The organism is Flavobacterium sp. YO12, from assembly GCF_004119495.1.
In the GTDB taxonomy this organism is placed as follows: domain Bacteria; phylum Bacteroidota; class Bacteroidia; order Flavobacteriales; family Flavobacteriaceae; genus Flavobacterium.
The window spans coordinates 113,013-126,410 of the sequence record NZ_NRQU01000001.1; the positions used below are offsets into that span (position 1 = coordinate 113,013).

At 36.7% G+C, this 13,398-nt stretch carries 18 protein-coding genes; all 18 read left to right on the forward strand.

The genetic code is table 11. The annotated features are described in order from the left end of the window. The first annotated feature begins 18 nt into the window (after positions 1–18). The 18 genes from BOW55_RS21145 to BOW55_RS21155 all read left to right on the forward strand — a co-directional run bounded on the left by BOW55_RS21145 (position 19) and on the right by BOW55_RS21155 (position 13,151). Positions 19–531 carry a hypothetical protein gene (locus tag BOW55_RS21145; protein ID WP_241686428.1) on the forward strand — a complete coding sequence of 171 codons (513 nt, stop codon included), beginning with the start codon at positions 19–21 and terminating at the stop codon, positions 529–531. A 38-nt stretch (positions 532–569) separates the two neighbouring features. Next, a complete protein-coding gene (locus BOW55_RS21150) occupies positions 570–1,262 on the forward strand; it encodes a hypothetical protein (RefSeq protein ID WP_241686429.1) in 693 nt (230 codons plus the stop codon). 12 nt (positions 1,263–1,274) lie between these two features. Then, complete coding sequence (locus BOW55_RS00485; protein ID WP_008463742.1) at positions 1,275–2,147, forward strand: DUF2911 domain-containing protein; 873 nt, start codon at positions 1,275–1,277, stop codon at positions 2,145–2,147. 148 nt (positions 2,148–2,295) lie between these two features. Then, positions 2,296–2,784, forward strand: coding sequence for a DUF305 domain-containing protein (locus BOW55_RS00490; RefSeq protein WP_235023018.1), 489 nt, complete (start codon positions 2,296–2,298; stop codon positions 2,782–2,784). A gap of 27 nt (positions 2,785–2,811) precedes the next feature. Next, positions 2,812–5,427 carry a multicopper oxidase domain-containing protein gene (locus BOW55_RS00495; protein WP_008463737.1) on the forward strand — a complete coding sequence of 872 codons (2,616 nt, stop codon included), beginning with the start codon at positions 2,812–2,814 and terminating at the stop codon, positions 5,425–5,427. A 465-nt stretch (positions 5,428–5,892) separates the two neighbouring features. Continuing rightward, complete coding sequence (locus BOW55_RS00500) at positions 5,893–6,225, forward strand: helix-turn-helix transcriptional regulator (protein WP_008463735.1); 333 nt, start codon at positions 5,893–5,895, stop codon at positions 6,223–6,225. Then, on the forward strand, positions 6,216–6,722 hold the full coding sequence (locus BOW55_RS00505) for a GNAT family N-acetyltransferase (RefSeq protein ID WP_008463732.1): 507 nt from the start codon (positions 6,216–6,218) through the stop codon (positions 6,720–6,722). The genes BOW55_RS00500 and BOW55_RS00505 overlap by 10 nt, the downstream gene beginning before the upstream one ends. Positions 6,723–6,755: 33 nt before the next feature. Beyond that, the gene (locus BOW55_RS00510; RefSeq protein ID WP_008463724.1) at positions 6,756–7,229 is read left to right on the forward strand and encodes a DUF6428 family protein; all 474 of its coding nucleotides are present in this window, start codon (positions 6,756–6,758) and stop codon (positions 7,227–7,229) included. Positions 7,230–7,271: 42 nt separating this feature from the next. Then, entirely contained in the window at positions 7,272–7,886 is a 615-nt protein-coding gene (locus tag BOW55_RS00515) for a low molecular weight phosphatase family protein (protein ID WP_008463718.1), read from the forward strand. Between the two features lies 1 nt (position 7,887). Then, complete coding sequence (gene arsB / locus BOW55_RS00520) at positions 7,888–8,973, forward strand: ACR3 family arsenite efflux transporter (RefSeq protein WP_008463717.1); 1,086 nt, start codon at positions 7,888–7,890, stop codon at positions 8,971–8,973. A 6-nt stretch (positions 8,974–8,979) separates the two neighbouring features. Next, on the forward strand, positions 8,980–9,714 hold the full coding sequence (locus BOW55_RS00525) for a metallophosphoesterase (protein WP_008463716.1): 735 nt from the start codon (positions 8,980–8,982) through the stop codon (positions 9,712–9,714). Between the two features lie 21 nt (positions 9,715–9,735). Next, complete coding sequence (locus tag BOW55_RS00530; protein ID WP_008463715.1) at positions 9,736–10,308, forward strand: Crp/Fnr family transcriptional regulator; 573 nt, start codon at positions 9,736–9,738, stop codon at positions 10,306–10,308. A 73-nt stretch (positions 10,309–10,381) separates the two neighbouring features. Next, entirely contained in the window at positions 10,382–10,945 is a 564-nt protein-coding gene (locus BOW55_RS00535; protein WP_008463714.1) for a hypothetical protein, read from the forward strand. Between the two features lie 33 nt (positions 10,946–10,978). Continuing rightward, on the forward strand, positions 10,979–11,542 hold the full coding sequence (gene sigZ / locus BOW55_RS00540) for an RNA polymerase sigma factor SigZ (protein WP_008463713.1): 564 nt from the start codon (positions 10,979–10,981) through the stop codon (positions 11,540–11,542). A 128-nt stretch (positions 11,543–11,670) separates the two neighbouring features. Then, positions 11,671–11,844 (forward strand): hypothetical protein, encoded by a 174-nt coding sequence (locus tag BOW55_RS20750; RefSeq protein WP_157498527.1) that lies wholly within the window; start codon positions 11,671–11,673, stop codon positions 11,842–11,844. Between the two features lie 133 nt (positions 11,845–11,977). Continuing rightward, positions 11,978–12,352 (forward strand): metalloregulator ArsR/SmtB family transcription factor, encoded by a 375-nt coding sequence (locus BOW55_RS00545; protein WP_008463711.1) that lies wholly within the window; start codon positions 11,978–11,980, stop codon positions 12,350–12,352. Beyond that, a complete protein-coding gene (gene merTP / locus BOW55_RS00550) occupies positions 12,349–12,948 on the forward strand; it encodes a mercuric transport protein MerTP (protein WP_008463709.1) in 600 nt (199 codons plus the stop codon). The genes BOW55_RS00545 and merTP overlap by 4 nt, the downstream gene beginning before the upstream one ends. Next, a complete protein-coding gene (locus BOW55_RS21155) occupies positions 12,945–13,151 on the forward strand; it encodes a GDCCVxC domain-containing (seleno)protein (protein ID WP_012025078.1) in 207 nt (68 codons plus the stop codon). The genes merTP and BOW55_RS21155 overlap by 4 nt, the downstream gene beginning before the upstream one ends. The last annotated feature ends 247 nt before the right edge of the window (positions 13,152–13,398 follow it).

Consider the following 13,398-nt stretch of genomic DNA (forward strand, 5'->3'; position numbering starts at 1 on the left):
ATTTTACTATACAAACAAATGACCAATCTAGGACAAATTATTCTGCAGTATAAAAACGATAACGAAAGTGTCTATAATACCTGGTTTATAGATAACAACCAACGGTTAAAAGCATTTCGGACTATTAGACGCGGTGTTCTGCAAGTCATTGAGGATATTAAAAACAAGAACTTTCCTAATGATTTTAAAGAAAGCAGCTTAGAATTTGTTTTGAGCTGCATAGCCGAACAAAAACAAGTCTTTGCAGGGGTTTCCCATCCGTTTTATTGGAAACCCAAATTACGTATTCCTGACATCTATGAGAATCAAAACAATAAATTGGCTTTTGGTCAGTTCCTTGAAAATTGCATCAATGCTAAGTATGAAGAACAGGTTGTAAAAGAAATTATAAAACTAGATGAATTAAAAATTAAAGGATTAGGGCCTGCTGTTGCCAGTATTTTATATTTCATACACCCAACCTGGTTCCCACCTTTTAACACCGCTATTCTCAATGGTTTTAATTTTCTTTTTAAAGACAAAAAAAATTAGGAAGCTGGACTGAGTATCTTAAAATCCGAGAAACTTTATTGAAAACTAATAGTCTACATAAATCACAGCTCTCAAATGATTTGGGTGCCATTGCAGGATTGTGTTTTGAAATTGGAACTCAGAAAATGCTGATCGGCAATGATGAATATTTAAGCGAGGCAGAACGTTCAAGATTCGAAAAAAACGTACACAAGCGCCAAAAAGAAATACTCGAAGAAAAACTGGAGGAAAATCTTCATAGTGAGATGCAGTACCATTTATTAAAAATTGGAGTTTCATTGGGTTTTGATGTCACCCCAGCGAGTAACGACAAAAGCAAATCGTTTGGAGGACAAAATTTTTCATTTATATCAATAAATAAATTTCCCGAACTCCCTACAGACAAGGACACACAAAATACTATCAAGCTTATTGATGTACTCTGGTTCGAAAAAGGCACAAACAAGATTATAGGTGCCTTTGAAGTAGAAAAAAGCACTAGTATTTATTCCGGCATACTTCGCTTGTCTGACCTATATTTTAGTATCTCAAGCGGACATGAAGTTTTTTACATTATTATTCCGGATAACCGGGAAAAAGATGTGGTTCTTCAGCTTAATAGGCCCGTTATAAAAAACTCAAATATGAATATCAAATATATCCTGTTTTCTGAATTAAGAGCTAATTGTGATGCTATCTGCAAATTTGGAACCGACCATTCAATAATGGAAAAAATATCAAAATCAATTTAAAATTAACAAAATATGAAAAAAATAATTCTGCTAAGCTTCATTATTATACAATCGTTATCAATTTCTGCACAAGAAAAAGTTCAAATTAAACTTACTTCTGCAAGCCCTTCGGCATCATTTCAACAAGAAATCGGAAGCTCAACAGTCAAAATATCCTATAGCAGGCCCTTAGTAAGAGGGCGAAAAATATTTGGCGAATTAGTGCCTTTTGGTAAGCTCTGGCGAACAGGCGCCAGCGATTGTACGACCATAAGTACTAATGAAGATATCGCTTTTGGAAATAATATTTTGAAAGCAGGAACTTATTCTGTATTCTCAATTCCTTCAGAAAATGAGTGGACTATCATTATCAATAGTGATATTACTTTACATGGCGAAACTGGTTATGATGAGAAAAAAGATGTTATGCGTTTTACCGTTCCTACAGAAAAAACGATTGATTTTTACGAAACTTTTACCATTGAATTAAATGACATCAACAGTAAAGGAGAAGGCTTCCTTAAAATAGAATGGGAAAATACCATGGTTAAAATACCTATGAAAAGCAAAGCTGACAAAGAAATTTTAGCTCTAATTGACAAATATATTATTAAAGAAAAAAGTCAAAATGCTACTTTATTGTTTCAGGCAGCAAATTATTATTCAGCCACGGGTAGAGCAAACAATCAAGCAGTATCGTGGTTAGCTGAAGCTGAAAAATTAGATCCCGAAAATTTTTATTATCCCACTTTAAGACAGAAAGTATCTTTAGAACTGAAGGATTATCCCAATGCTATTGAGGCAGCAAAAAAAGCCTTAACAATTGCAGAACAGAAAAAAATGAAGGGTACTGAAAAATTAAAAAATCAGATTGAAGAGTTACAATTATTACTTAAAAGTAAATAAATAATAAGTATTACAATATCACATTGAAAACTACAGAAGCATAAAAATCCTTGCCATTTAAACCGATCCAGTGTTATAGTAGCATTAGACTTGTTTTGTTCAGGGAAATAGATAAATCTAAATAACTTTTAAAGCTAAAAATATGAAAATGGAACACGCAACACAGCAGTATTCAAAAGAGGTAGACTCCAAAATGTACAAAAAATTAGCCATTATGATCGTATTGTCATTTATTTCTATGTACATATTGATGTATTCGATGGTCGATATTTTTGCTAATGTCATTCCCAATGTAAACCAATTTTACATGGCAGGACTAATGACTATGCCAATGCTCGTAATTGAAATTATTGTTATGGGTCGTATGTATATTAATAAAAAATGGAACATAATGTTACTTATAACAGGCAGCCTTATCGCGATCATTTTTTTTTCCTGTATAAGAGAGCAAGCAGCTGTTGGAGATAAACAATTTTTAAAATCAATGATACCGCACCATGCAGCAGCAATACTAATGGCTCAGAAGGCTTCTCTTCACGATCCTGAAATAAGCCAGCTTGCCAAGGACATTATAAAAGCACAACAAACTGAAATTGCACAGATGAAGGCCAAGTTAAATGAGATGGAAAAAAAATAATAGAACACTATTCTTTAAAAAAGCAATATGAAAAACATACTTATAATACTCGTATTTATCATGCTTCCTGTCCTGATTCAAGCCCAGGATATGAAAATGGCAATAGATAAAAAGTCTGTCAAAGAAGAGTCGAATCCTGCTACCTATACTTGTCCAATGCATCCCGATATCCATGAATCCAAACCAGGAAAATGCCCAAAATGCGGCATGGCATTAGTGAAAGAAAAGTCTAAAATCACTAAGCCGAAGGCAGCTGCAAAACCTAAAACTGTAACTGCTGTTAAAGAGGAAATGCCTAAAAAGGCTAAATCTTCCTCTGCGGATAAGATCAATATGCATCAGGCGCATAATAAGACAAACATGGAAAAGAAAACAGCGAGCCCCCCAGTAAAAAAAATGATGGTAAATGATGAGCCACCTAAAGTTGTAAGGTACGATTTATATGTTCGCGATACGGTGGTAAATTTCTCAGGGAAATCAAAAAGAGCGATAGCGGTAAATGGCCAGATACCAATGCCTACATTAACCTTTACAGAAGGTGATACCGCAGAAATTTATGTTCATAATGAACTTGACGAAGAAACGTCATTACACTGGCATGGTTTGTTTCTACCCAATAAAGAAGACGGTGTGCCTAACCTTACCCAAATGCCGATAAAAGCACACAGTACCTACAAATATTCTTTTCCCATCAGGCAGCATGGGACCCATTGGTACCATAGCCATTCTGGTTTGCAGGAACAAATAGGAATGTACGGTTCTTTTGTGATGAACAAACGAAGCTCCGATCCAAACTTCAGGGCAGGGATAGATGACCTACCGACAATTCCGATTGTGCTGAGCGAATGGACCGATATCGACCCGGAGAACGTTCATAGAATGCTGCATAATGCCTCCGATTGGTTTGCAATAAAAAAAGGCACGACCCAAAGTTATGGCGAAGCTATAAAACAAGGCTATTTAAAAACCAAGGTCCTCAATGAGTGGAAGCGTATGAACGCTATGGATGTAAGCGATGTCTATTATGAGAAATTTTTAATTAATGGGAAAAACGAAAGCCAGCTTTCGCAGTTCAAAGCCGGTGATAAGGTAAGATTACGCGTCTCTAATGGCGGTGCATCCAGTAATTTTTGGCTTACCTATGCCGGAGGCAAAATTACAGTAGTGGCCAGTGATGGTAATGATGTTGAGCCTGTTGAAGTAGACCGTCTACTTATTGCAGTTTCTGAAACTTATGACCTTGTTTTAAGCATTCCGGCAGAAAATACATCTTATGAGTTTTTGGCAACACCAGAAGACCGGACAAAATCGGCGTCCCTCTACATTGGAAATGGCATCAAACAGCTCACCTCCCCTTTACCCAAACTGAAATACTTTGAAGGGATGCAAATGATGAACGATATGATGAAAATGAACGGAGACCTAAATGATATGGGGATGAAGATGTCGCTGAATCAGATGGATATGAACTCGGTAATGTATCCTGAAATTACAGGCCCACAAACAAAAGGAAGTAAAGACATGCCAATGGAGATGGACAAAGAAGAAACCAAATTGGATACCCCTGATAAAATGCACGACATGCACAATATGGAAAATAAGTACAATGCCAATGCTCTTGCCGATATTGTGACATTAAATTATGCGATGCTAAAATCTCCAACAAGCACGGCATTGTCAAAAGATGCTCCAGTGAGGGAGCTCAAATTCGAGCTTACCGGAAATATGAATCGCTATGTGTGGAGCCTGGATAACAAGGTCGTTTCCGAAGCTGATAAAATCCTGATCAAGAAAGGAGAAATTTTACGTATCGTCCTGCATAATAATTCAATGATGCGCCATCCAATGCATTTGCATGGCCATGATTTCAGGGTCATCAATGGGCAAGGTGATTTTGCGCCTTTGAAAAATATCATCGACATCATGCCAATGGAAACAGATACTATTGAATTCGCCGCAAGCGAAGATGGCGGCGACTGGTTTTTCCACTGTCATATTCTCTACCATATGATGGCTGGTATGGGCAGAATTTTTTCTTATGAAAATTCACCTCCAAATCCAGAAATACCAAACCCTAAACTGGCTCAACGAAAATTGTTTGCTGACGACAGAAAATTCCACTTTATGGCAGAAAATGATTTTGCCACCAATGGAAATGACGGTGAAGCAATGTATCAAAGTACACGCTGGAGCATTGGAACCGAATGGAGGTTAGGATACAATGACATGCATGGTTATGAAACAGAAACACATATTGGTCGATATATTGGAAAAATGCAATGGTTAATGCCTTTTATAGGATTTGACTGGAGATATAGAAGAATGGGAGAAGATATACAAGAAAATAATCTTTTTGGACAAACCAATACTAAGGATAAACGTGCAGTGGTAAGTCTAGGGGTTAACTACATCCTACCTATGTTAATAGTAGCACAAGCTGAAGTTTTTACCGATGGTAAAGTCAGATTACAATTTGAACGTAAAGACATTCCCGTTTCTAAACGGCTTAGAATGAATTTGATGTGGAATACAGACAAGGAATATATGGCAGGACTACGCTATATAATTACCAGATGGGGTTCTTTGTCTTCACACTATGACAGTGATATGGGCTTTGGTGCAGGATTTATTTTAAATTACTAGCTTATAAGTACAATAGTAAATTATTGTAAGACCAAATTCTAGAATTAAGATTAATCGGTTAATATTGAAGGATATCAATTTTTTTAAATTGTCTTTCATTTGAACGGTGTGGAAGTCCATTCAAATTAATGATCGAAATTGAACCAGTATGAAAATCTAATAATACCAATTTTAAATTTAAAATTGGTATTATTAATAACAAATAACTGCAAATGCTGAACATCTTTCTAATTATGGGTTGTTCAGTTTGTATTGTATTTATATAATATCAGCTAACGATAAACCATGTAATTATTGCTTTATACATTGGTTTGATAAAACTAGCATTCGGGTAACAAACAATATTATAAAACCATATGCATCGAATCTTTTTCTTAGCCGATGCCTTCATCTTCATAAAAATAAATCTTTATATTTTTTTTTATTTAAATTATTATCGTAATATTGCAATATAAATATAAAACGATGGGAGCAACAAAAACAGATCACTTTACAGAAAGCCAGAACGAGCTGGCTGTTTTAGCCAAAGCATTAGGCCATCCTGCGCGTATTGCTATTATGGAATATTTATTAAAAGTGGATGCCTGCATCTGCGGAGATATTGTAAACGAACTCCCCCTTTCACAGCCGACCGTTTCACAGCATCTGAAAGAATTGAAAAATGCAGGTTTGATTAAAGGAAGCATCGAAGGAAACTCGATCTGCTACTGCATCAATGAACCTGGACTGGAAAAGATAAAAGGCTTCTTTCAGCACATATCAGATCATTTGGCAAAAAAGAGAAGCGAATGCTGCTAATCTATAAAAATATGGAAATCAGAAAACTTTCGGACAAACACTGGGATGAGGTAAAAATAATTTACCAAAAAGGGATAGACACCGGCAATGCAACTTTCCAGACCAGTGCCCCTTCATGGGAAGACTGGGACCAGTCGCATCTTAAGTCCTGCCGGGTTGTGATGCAGGAAGATGGCAAGGTAATTGGATGGGCTGCCCTTACACCTGTTTCATCACGCTGCGTTTATGCAGGGGTTGCAGAGGTGAGCGTATATGTGGATCCTGCACATTCGGGAAAAGGAATCGGGCTTACCCTTTTAAAGGAACTTGTACGACAGAGCGAAACTGAAGGAATCTGGACGCTTCAGGCAGGGATCTTTCCTGAGAATACGGCAAGCCTCCGAATCCATGAAAAAGCAGGTTTCAGAATACTGGGAACAAGAGAAAAAATCGGAAAACAGAATGGTATCTGGAGAGATACTGCGCTTCTTGAAAGAAGAAGCTCCGTTATTAATTAATAAAAAATATAGTTTAACTAAATATAAAAAATTATGAAACTTTCAGAAATTAAAGAAGTGCTTAAAACAGTGGAAGCTGTAAATTTTGAACTGCCGGACGGCACATTTGTACCGGAATATTTTCACGTAACTGAAGTAGGCTTGGTTACCAAAAACTTCATCGACTGCGGAGGAACAGTAAGAAAAGAAACAGTTGTAAACTTCCAGCTTTGGGATGCCAACGACTACGAGCACAGGCTTAAACCTCAGAAACTGATCCACATCATTGAGCTTTCAGAAAAAGTGTTAGGAATTGAAGACAATGAAATTGAAGTGGAATACCAGAACACTACTATCGGCAAATACGATTTAGATTTTAACGGTAAAAACTTCACTCTGCTTAATAAACAGACAGCCTGTCTTGCTCAGGAGCAGTGCGGTATTCCATCTGATAAGCCTAAAGTAAAATTATCTCAGTTAAATACTGACAATGCTAATTCATGCACTCCGGGCGGAGGATGCTGCTAATCATTAAACAGATAATCAATAAACCTTTACAGCCAAAAAACTATGTTATATCCACAAATTGAGAATACCGTTAAATCATTTGATTTTAAGCAGATCTCCGAGGATCGCAAAACAGTCCTGCAGCCATTAATCGACTTCATTCAGACTAAAGTGGACAGTAAGCTGGAAACCAGACTAAACCTAATCTGCACGCACAATTCCAGAAGAAGCCATCTTTCGCAGGTTTGGGCTCAGACTGCTGCCGCCTATTACGGCATCAAAAACGTTTCATGCTATTCAGGAGGAACAGAGGCTACCGCCCTTTTCCCAATGGCAGCGGAGACTTTGAAGGATTCAGGATTCAACATCAAAACGCTTTCAGAGGGATCAAACCCGGTTTATTCAATAAAATATTCAGCTGACGAACTTCCTGTCATCGGTTTTTCCAAAACCTATGATGATGACTTCAATCCTGAAAGCGGATTCGCCGCAATAATGACCTGCTCGCAGGCTGACGGCGGATGCCCCTTTATAGCAGGTGCTGAGAAAAGAATCCCGATTACCTTTGAAGATCCAAAAATTTCCGACGGAACGCCTCAGCAGAAAGAAACTTATCTGGAGCGAAGCCTGCAGATAGGAACTGAAATGTTTTACGTATTCTCACAAATAAAAAAATAAAATGTCAGCAAATAACTGTGCACCAGCCGTCGGACGCAAAAAATTAAGCTTCCTTGACCGCTTCTTGACCCTTTGGATTTTCCTTGCTATGGCAATAGGCGTGGCAATAGGATACTTTATTCCTTCCAGCGGAGATTTCATCAATTCTTTCTCCAGCGGAACAACAAACATTCCATTGGCAATAGGGCTTATCCTGATGATGTATCCGCCTCTGGCAAAAGTAAAATACGAACAGATGGGTCAGGTTTTCAAAAACACTAAAGTCTTAGGTGCTTCTTTATTCCTGAACTGGATCGTAGGCCCTGTTTTGATGTTTTTATTGGCGCTCCTGTTTTTGAACGGATATCCTGAATACATGATCGGGGTGATCCTGATCGGTCTGGCACGCTGTATCGCAATGGTTGTGGTATGGAACGATCTGGCAGACGGAAACCGTGAGTATGCAGCTGGACTTATTGCCCTTAACAGCATCTTTCAGGTACTGCTTTACAGTGTATATGCTTATATTTTTATAACCGTTCTCCCTCCCTATTTTGGATATGATGGTTTTGAAGTCAATATCAGCATTGGACAGATTGCCGAGAGTGTCGGTATCTATTTAGGAATTCCATTTGCCTTGGGAATCATAAGCCGTTATGCTTTGATAGCCTTAAAAGGTTCTGAATGGTTTGAGAATAAGTACGTGCCGTTTATCTCGCCAATTACACTTATTTCATTGCTTTTTACAATTATTGTAATGTTCAGCCTGAAAGGGGAACTTATTGTTCAGATCCCTATGGACGTTGTTCGTATTGCAATACCGCTTGTGATTTACTTTACTTTAATGTTTGTCATCAGTTTTTTCACGGGTAAATATTTTGGGGCTGACTATTCAAAAGCGACCTCTATAGCATTTACAGCAACAGGGAATAATTTCGAGCTTGCCATTGCTGTGGCAATCGGCGTGTTTGGAATAAACAGCGGACAGGCTTTTGCAGGTGTTATAGGCCCTCTGGTAGAAGTGCCTGCTCTTATAGCACTGGTAAACCTTGCCTTCTGGTTCCGAAAAAAGTATTTCACAAAACAGGTAGCTGCAGAAACTGCTTAAGAAAATATGAGAATTGCAATAATATCGGATATACATGCGAACTTCCCCGCACTGGAGCAGACTTTAAAAAGTATTGAAGAGCAGAATATTGATGCCGTTTACTGCTTAGGGGATTTAGTCGGCTACAATTTATGCCCCAATGCCGTGATAAATGAGATCCGTAAAAAGCATATCCCTACCCTTGCAGGAAATCACGATGTCAAAGCTGTAGAAATACACAATGACGGCTCAAATGACATTGAAAGCTACGCATATCAGATTGTGGGTAAAGAGCAGATCAAATATCTTTCTGCTCTTCCTGCCCATATTAAACTTGAATACCAGACATCCAACAAACTCATTAAGATACTTATGGTTCATGGCAGTCCTTACAGCAACAGGGAATATCTGCTTGAGGATAAAAATGAGAAAGATTTCACTAACATCTTTCTTGATTCCAATACAGACATTCTTATCTGCGGACATTCTCATCTGCCGTATCATCGCATACTGGAAAATCCCAATAAAAAAGGCAGCTATTTTCATGCCATTAATGCAGGGTCGGTTGGAAAGCCAAAAGATAGAAATCCGGACTGCTGCTATGCAGTGGTAACCATTGAAAAAACCAGTAATCTTTCCAAAAAAGACGGCATAAAGGTGGAATTCGTAAGAGTTCCTTATGATATTGAAAAAGCAGCCCGTGCTATTGAAGAGAGTCCTCTTCCGGACGTTTACGCGTTTATGCTTAGAAAAGCATATTAATGTATTGAAATAAAACCCGCTATGGAAAGTTTTAAATTATTTTTAAAGAGTATCGTCCCTCTCAGCGATCAGGAATTTGAAAAGTACAGTCCGTATTTCAAAACAAGGACATTAACCCGAAACAGTTATTTTGCAGAGATCGGCAAAACCTCACATGAAGCCGCTTTTATAAAAAAAGGGCTCCTCAGGACATATTACATAAATGAAAAATCCGAAGAAGTGACTTCCTGCTTCTGCGCAGAAAATAATTTGACGGCTTCCTACAAGAGCTTTATTTCGCAGCTGCCTTCGGAACTTTCCATTCAGGCTGTAGAAGATACCGAACTTATAACAATCAGTTACAATGACCTGCAGATTCTCTATCAGAAGAGTGCTCTCTGGCAGAATATCGGAAGGTCAATTGCCGAGCGGCAGTATATGGTGATGGAGCAGTATGCCAGTGTTTTGTGCAATGAAAGCGCAAAGGAAAAATACATGCGCATGCTTGAGGAACAGCCTGCCGTTATAAACAAAGCTTCAGTAAATGATATTGCAAGCTATCTAGGAATAACACGCAGGACGCTGAGCAGGATCAGAAAAGAAATTACCCAGTAAATTCGAGGACATTTGTCCTTTTTGCTGATTATACTTTCCAATAGTTTTGCTTTTATAACCAATTTAAAATAAAATGGAAACAGCAATTATCATTTCATCCTTCTTTCTTGTCCTATTTGCAGTCTTAGCCTTATATGATGGCGTTTATCTGCATATTTTCAAATACCAGCTCCATAATCGGGAAGAAAGCAAAACCGAGCATATTACCCATACTTTGAGAGCTGTTTTCTTTCCGGCAATCCTTTATTTTCTGTTCTTGAAACAGGATAATCATACTAGTTTTGTAATAGGTTTAACCATAGTTCTTTTGGATATAATGGTGCTAGGGTACGACGCTTTTATAGAGAAAGACAGCAGGCAGTTTATGGGAGGGCTTCCGCGCTGGGAATATATTGTCCATTTATTCGTAAATGGGTTTCATTTTGCGTCAATTGCAGTTTACCTCTCCATCAGACTTACTTTTCAAAATGGGGAAATAATGATTTCTAATATCAATCAATCTCCAGGCTTCTTCAATTTGTTAATTGTAAATCTTTTACCCGGAACTATCGCAATGGCAATTCTTCATGTTTTCTTATGCATGCCAAAAACAGCCCATATCTGGAATAATTTCAGAGCTAAAATCAATTGTTGCTAATCCTGCTTTCTTAATAAACAGAACATAAAATCTATGAGTTTGGAAATAAATACTATTCACAATCAGTTTTATATCATTTTGGGCAGGTATATTAAGGCTCATATTAATGATACCGACGATGCATCTGATGTTTTGCAGGAAGTTTTTATAAAGATAAACGAGAATTTAGGATCACTAACTGACGAAGGCAAACTAAAAAGCTGGATTTTCACGATCACAAGAAATTCCATTATTGACTATTATAGAAAAAATTCCAATAATAAAAAATCAGAGCTGACCGATTGTATGATGCAAAAAATAATGCATGAAACAGATCTTGATACTTCGGAAGGCCTGGACTGTTGTCTGATAAAATTCATTGAACGGTTGCCGGAAGACTATCGGGACATTATCATGGATAGCGAAATACATGGAATTAAACAGAAAGACTTAACAGAAAAATACAGCCTTGCCTACCCTTCCATCCGTTCTAGAGTGCAAAGAGGCAGATCCAAATTAAAGGAAATGCTTCTGGATTGCTGCAGTATTGAATTAGACCGCCGTGGAAATATTATGAACGTTACCTCTAAAAAATCATGCAGCGGAGGAAAATGCTGATAACACCGAATCATTTTTGAAAACTTCATATATAGAAAATTCAGGCTGTTAAAAAAAAAAATCAGCAAAGCCTGCATCATTTTTAGATTAGTGCGTCTTAAGTAGTATTAATCATTAAAATTAAAATTATGAAAAACAAAATGTACATTACTCTTGCAGCATTGGTATTGTCTGCTGGAAGTATCTTCGCTTATGCGAACTTATCAAAAACTGATGCAAAGAAAAACTGCACTGAAAAATGTTCTACGCATTGCTGTAGTGACGATTCGGGAACTTGTGCTCCGAAAGATTGCAAAAAGTAATATTTCGCTTTACTGTTTAAAAGACAACTCAAAAAGTTGTCTTTTTTTATGGGCAGGAATCATTCAAAATTTTAATTCAATTATTTTGTATTTTAGCATTTGCTTAAATAAGCAAAAAGTATAAATTTGCATTATGGAAGATATAATTTGTATACGACAGCAAGCAGATATTAAACAAATAATCCGCTGTAAAGACAGAGTATCAGAACTCAATACCTCATTTGACTATTTATCAAGTGGGCTTGAATTGGCTGGCAATAATGTGAGATTAAGAATTCTCTTTTTACTTTATGAAGAAAAACAGCTCTGTGTCTGTGACATAAGTGATATTCTTGAAATGAGTATTTCTGCAATTTCACAGCACTTACGGAAACTAAAAGACAGAAAACTTATTGAAACTAAACGGGAAGCGCAGACCATTTTCTATTCATTGACAAAGGAATATGAAAAAATGCTGAAACCTTTCTTCGAAATTTTAGCACAAAATGAAATTTTAGAAAAAATATGAAAACAGAGAATAAAATGATCGGAGCCGGATTTTTCACAGCATTAGCTGCTTCATTGTGCTGCATTACTCCCATATTAGCATTAGTTGCCGGAACAAGCGGGATTGCTTCTGCTTTTTCATGGCTTGAACCAATGAGGCCTTATTTCATCGGCCTGACTGTTATAATTATTGGTTTATCTTGGTATCAAAAGCTGAAAACTAAAAAGCTGATAGACTGTAACTGCGATAGAGAAGAAAATACGAAATTCGTTAATTCAAAAATGTTTTTAGGAATAATTACAGTAATTGCAGCCCTCATGCTTTCGTTTCCTTACTACTCAAGCATTTTTTATCCAAATACAGAAAAGAAAGTCTTGGTCGTGAAAAAGACCAGCACTCAAAAAGCTGAGTTTAGAATAAGCGGAATGACTTGTGCCAGCTGTGAAAAACACGTGAATCACGAAGTGAATAAATTGATTGGAATAATAAATTCAAATGTAAATTATACTAATGGTAACGCAATTGTAGAATTTGATAATTCCAAAACTACTATTAATGAAATTGAAAAAGCAATAAATTCAACAGGCTATACAGTAACTAACAAAAAATTAAAATGAAAATCGTTCTACAATCAATAATAACCTGCCCCCTTTGCTCCCACAGTAAAGAAGAAACTATGCCAACTGATGCATGCCAATTTTTTTACGAATGTGAGAACTGCAAACAAACTCTTAAACCAAATCAAGGTGATTGCTGTGTATATTGCAGTTATGGAACTGTGCCATGTCCACCAATTCAGCAAGATAAAAAATGTTGCTAAATTGAATAATTTCTAATGGACAATAGATTATCATATACAAATTTTGATTATAAAATTTTAAGAATAATAATTTAAATTTACTGATGACATTTTTTTTCGCTCTCTTCAACTTAAATCTATAAGTTATTATGACAGAAATCACATCTATTACTGAATTAACGATTTTTAACATTTAACCCTTACGATACATACAAACCGCTTATCAACAAACTTTTAAAATAATTATCTTACAAATTCACTTGAAAAT

Excerpts from the sequence above, each read along its gene's own strand:
- BOW55_RS21145 (WP_241686428.1), top strand. The coding sequence starts at position 19 with ATGACCAATCTAGGACAAATTATTCTGCAGTATAAAAACGATAACGAA.
- BOW55_RS00485 (WP_008463742.1), top strand. The coding sequence starts at position 1,275 with ATGAAAAAAATAATTCTGCTAAGCTTCATTATTATACAATCGTTATCA.
- BOW55_RS00490 (WP_235023018.1), top strand. The coding sequence starts at position 2,296 with ATGGAACACGCAACACAGCAGTATTCAAAAGAGGTAGACTCCAAAATG.
- BOW55_RS00495 (WP_008463737.1), top strand. The coding sequence starts at position 2,812 with ATGAAAAACATACTTATAATACTCGTATTTATCATGCTTCCTGTCCTG.
- BOW55_RS00500 (WP_008463735.1), top strand. The coding sequence starts at position 5,893 with ATGGGAGCAACAAAAACAGATCACTTTACAGAAAGCCAGAACGAGCTG.
- BOW55_RS00505 (WP_008463732.1), top strand. The coding sequence starts at position 6,216 with ATGCTGCTAATCTATAAAAATATGGAAATCAGAAAACTTTCGGACAAA.
- BOW55_RS00510 (WP_008463724.1), top strand. The coding sequence starts at position 6,756 with ATGAAACTTTCAGAAATTAAAGAAGTGCTTAAAACAGTGGAAGCTGTA.
- BOW55_RS00515 (WP_008463718.1), top strand. The coding sequence starts at position 7,272 with ATGTTATATCCACAAATTGAGAATACCGTTAAATCATTTGATTTTAAG.
- arsB (WP_008463717.1), top strand. The coding sequence starts at position 7,888 with ATGTCAGCAAATAACTGTGCACCAGCCGTCGGACGCAAAAAATTAAGC.
- BOW55_RS00525 (WP_008463716.1), top strand. The coding sequence starts at position 8,980 with ATGAGAATTGCAATAATATCGGATATACATGCGAACTTCCCCGCACTG.
- BOW55_RS00530 (WP_008463715.1), top strand. The coding sequence starts at position 9,736 with ATGGAAAGTTTTAAATTATTTTTAAAGAGTATCGTCCCTCTCAGCGAT.
- BOW55_RS00535 (WP_008463714.1), top strand. The coding sequence starts at position 10,382 with ATGGAAACAGCAATTATCATTTCATCCTTCTTTCTTGTCCTATTTGCA.
- sigZ (WP_008463713.1), top strand. The coding sequence starts at position 10,979 with ATGAGTTTGGAAATAAATACTATTCACAATCAGTTTTATATCATTTTG.
- BOW55_RS20750 (WP_157498527.1), top strand. The coding sequence starts at position 11,671 with ATGAAAAACAAAATGTACATTACTCTTGCAGCATTGGTATTGTCTGCT.
- BOW55_RS00545 (WP_008463711.1), top strand. The coding sequence starts at position 11,978 with ATGGAAGATATAATTTGTATACGACAGCAAGCAGATATTAAACAAATA.
- merTP (WP_008463709.1), top strand. The coding sequence starts at position 12,349 with ATGAAAACAGAGAATAAAATGATCGGAGCCGGATTTTTCACAGCATTA.
- BOW55_RS21155 (WP_012025078.1), top strand. The coding sequence starts at position 12,945 with ATGAAAATCGTTCTACAATCAATAATAACCTGCCCCCTTTGCTCCCAC.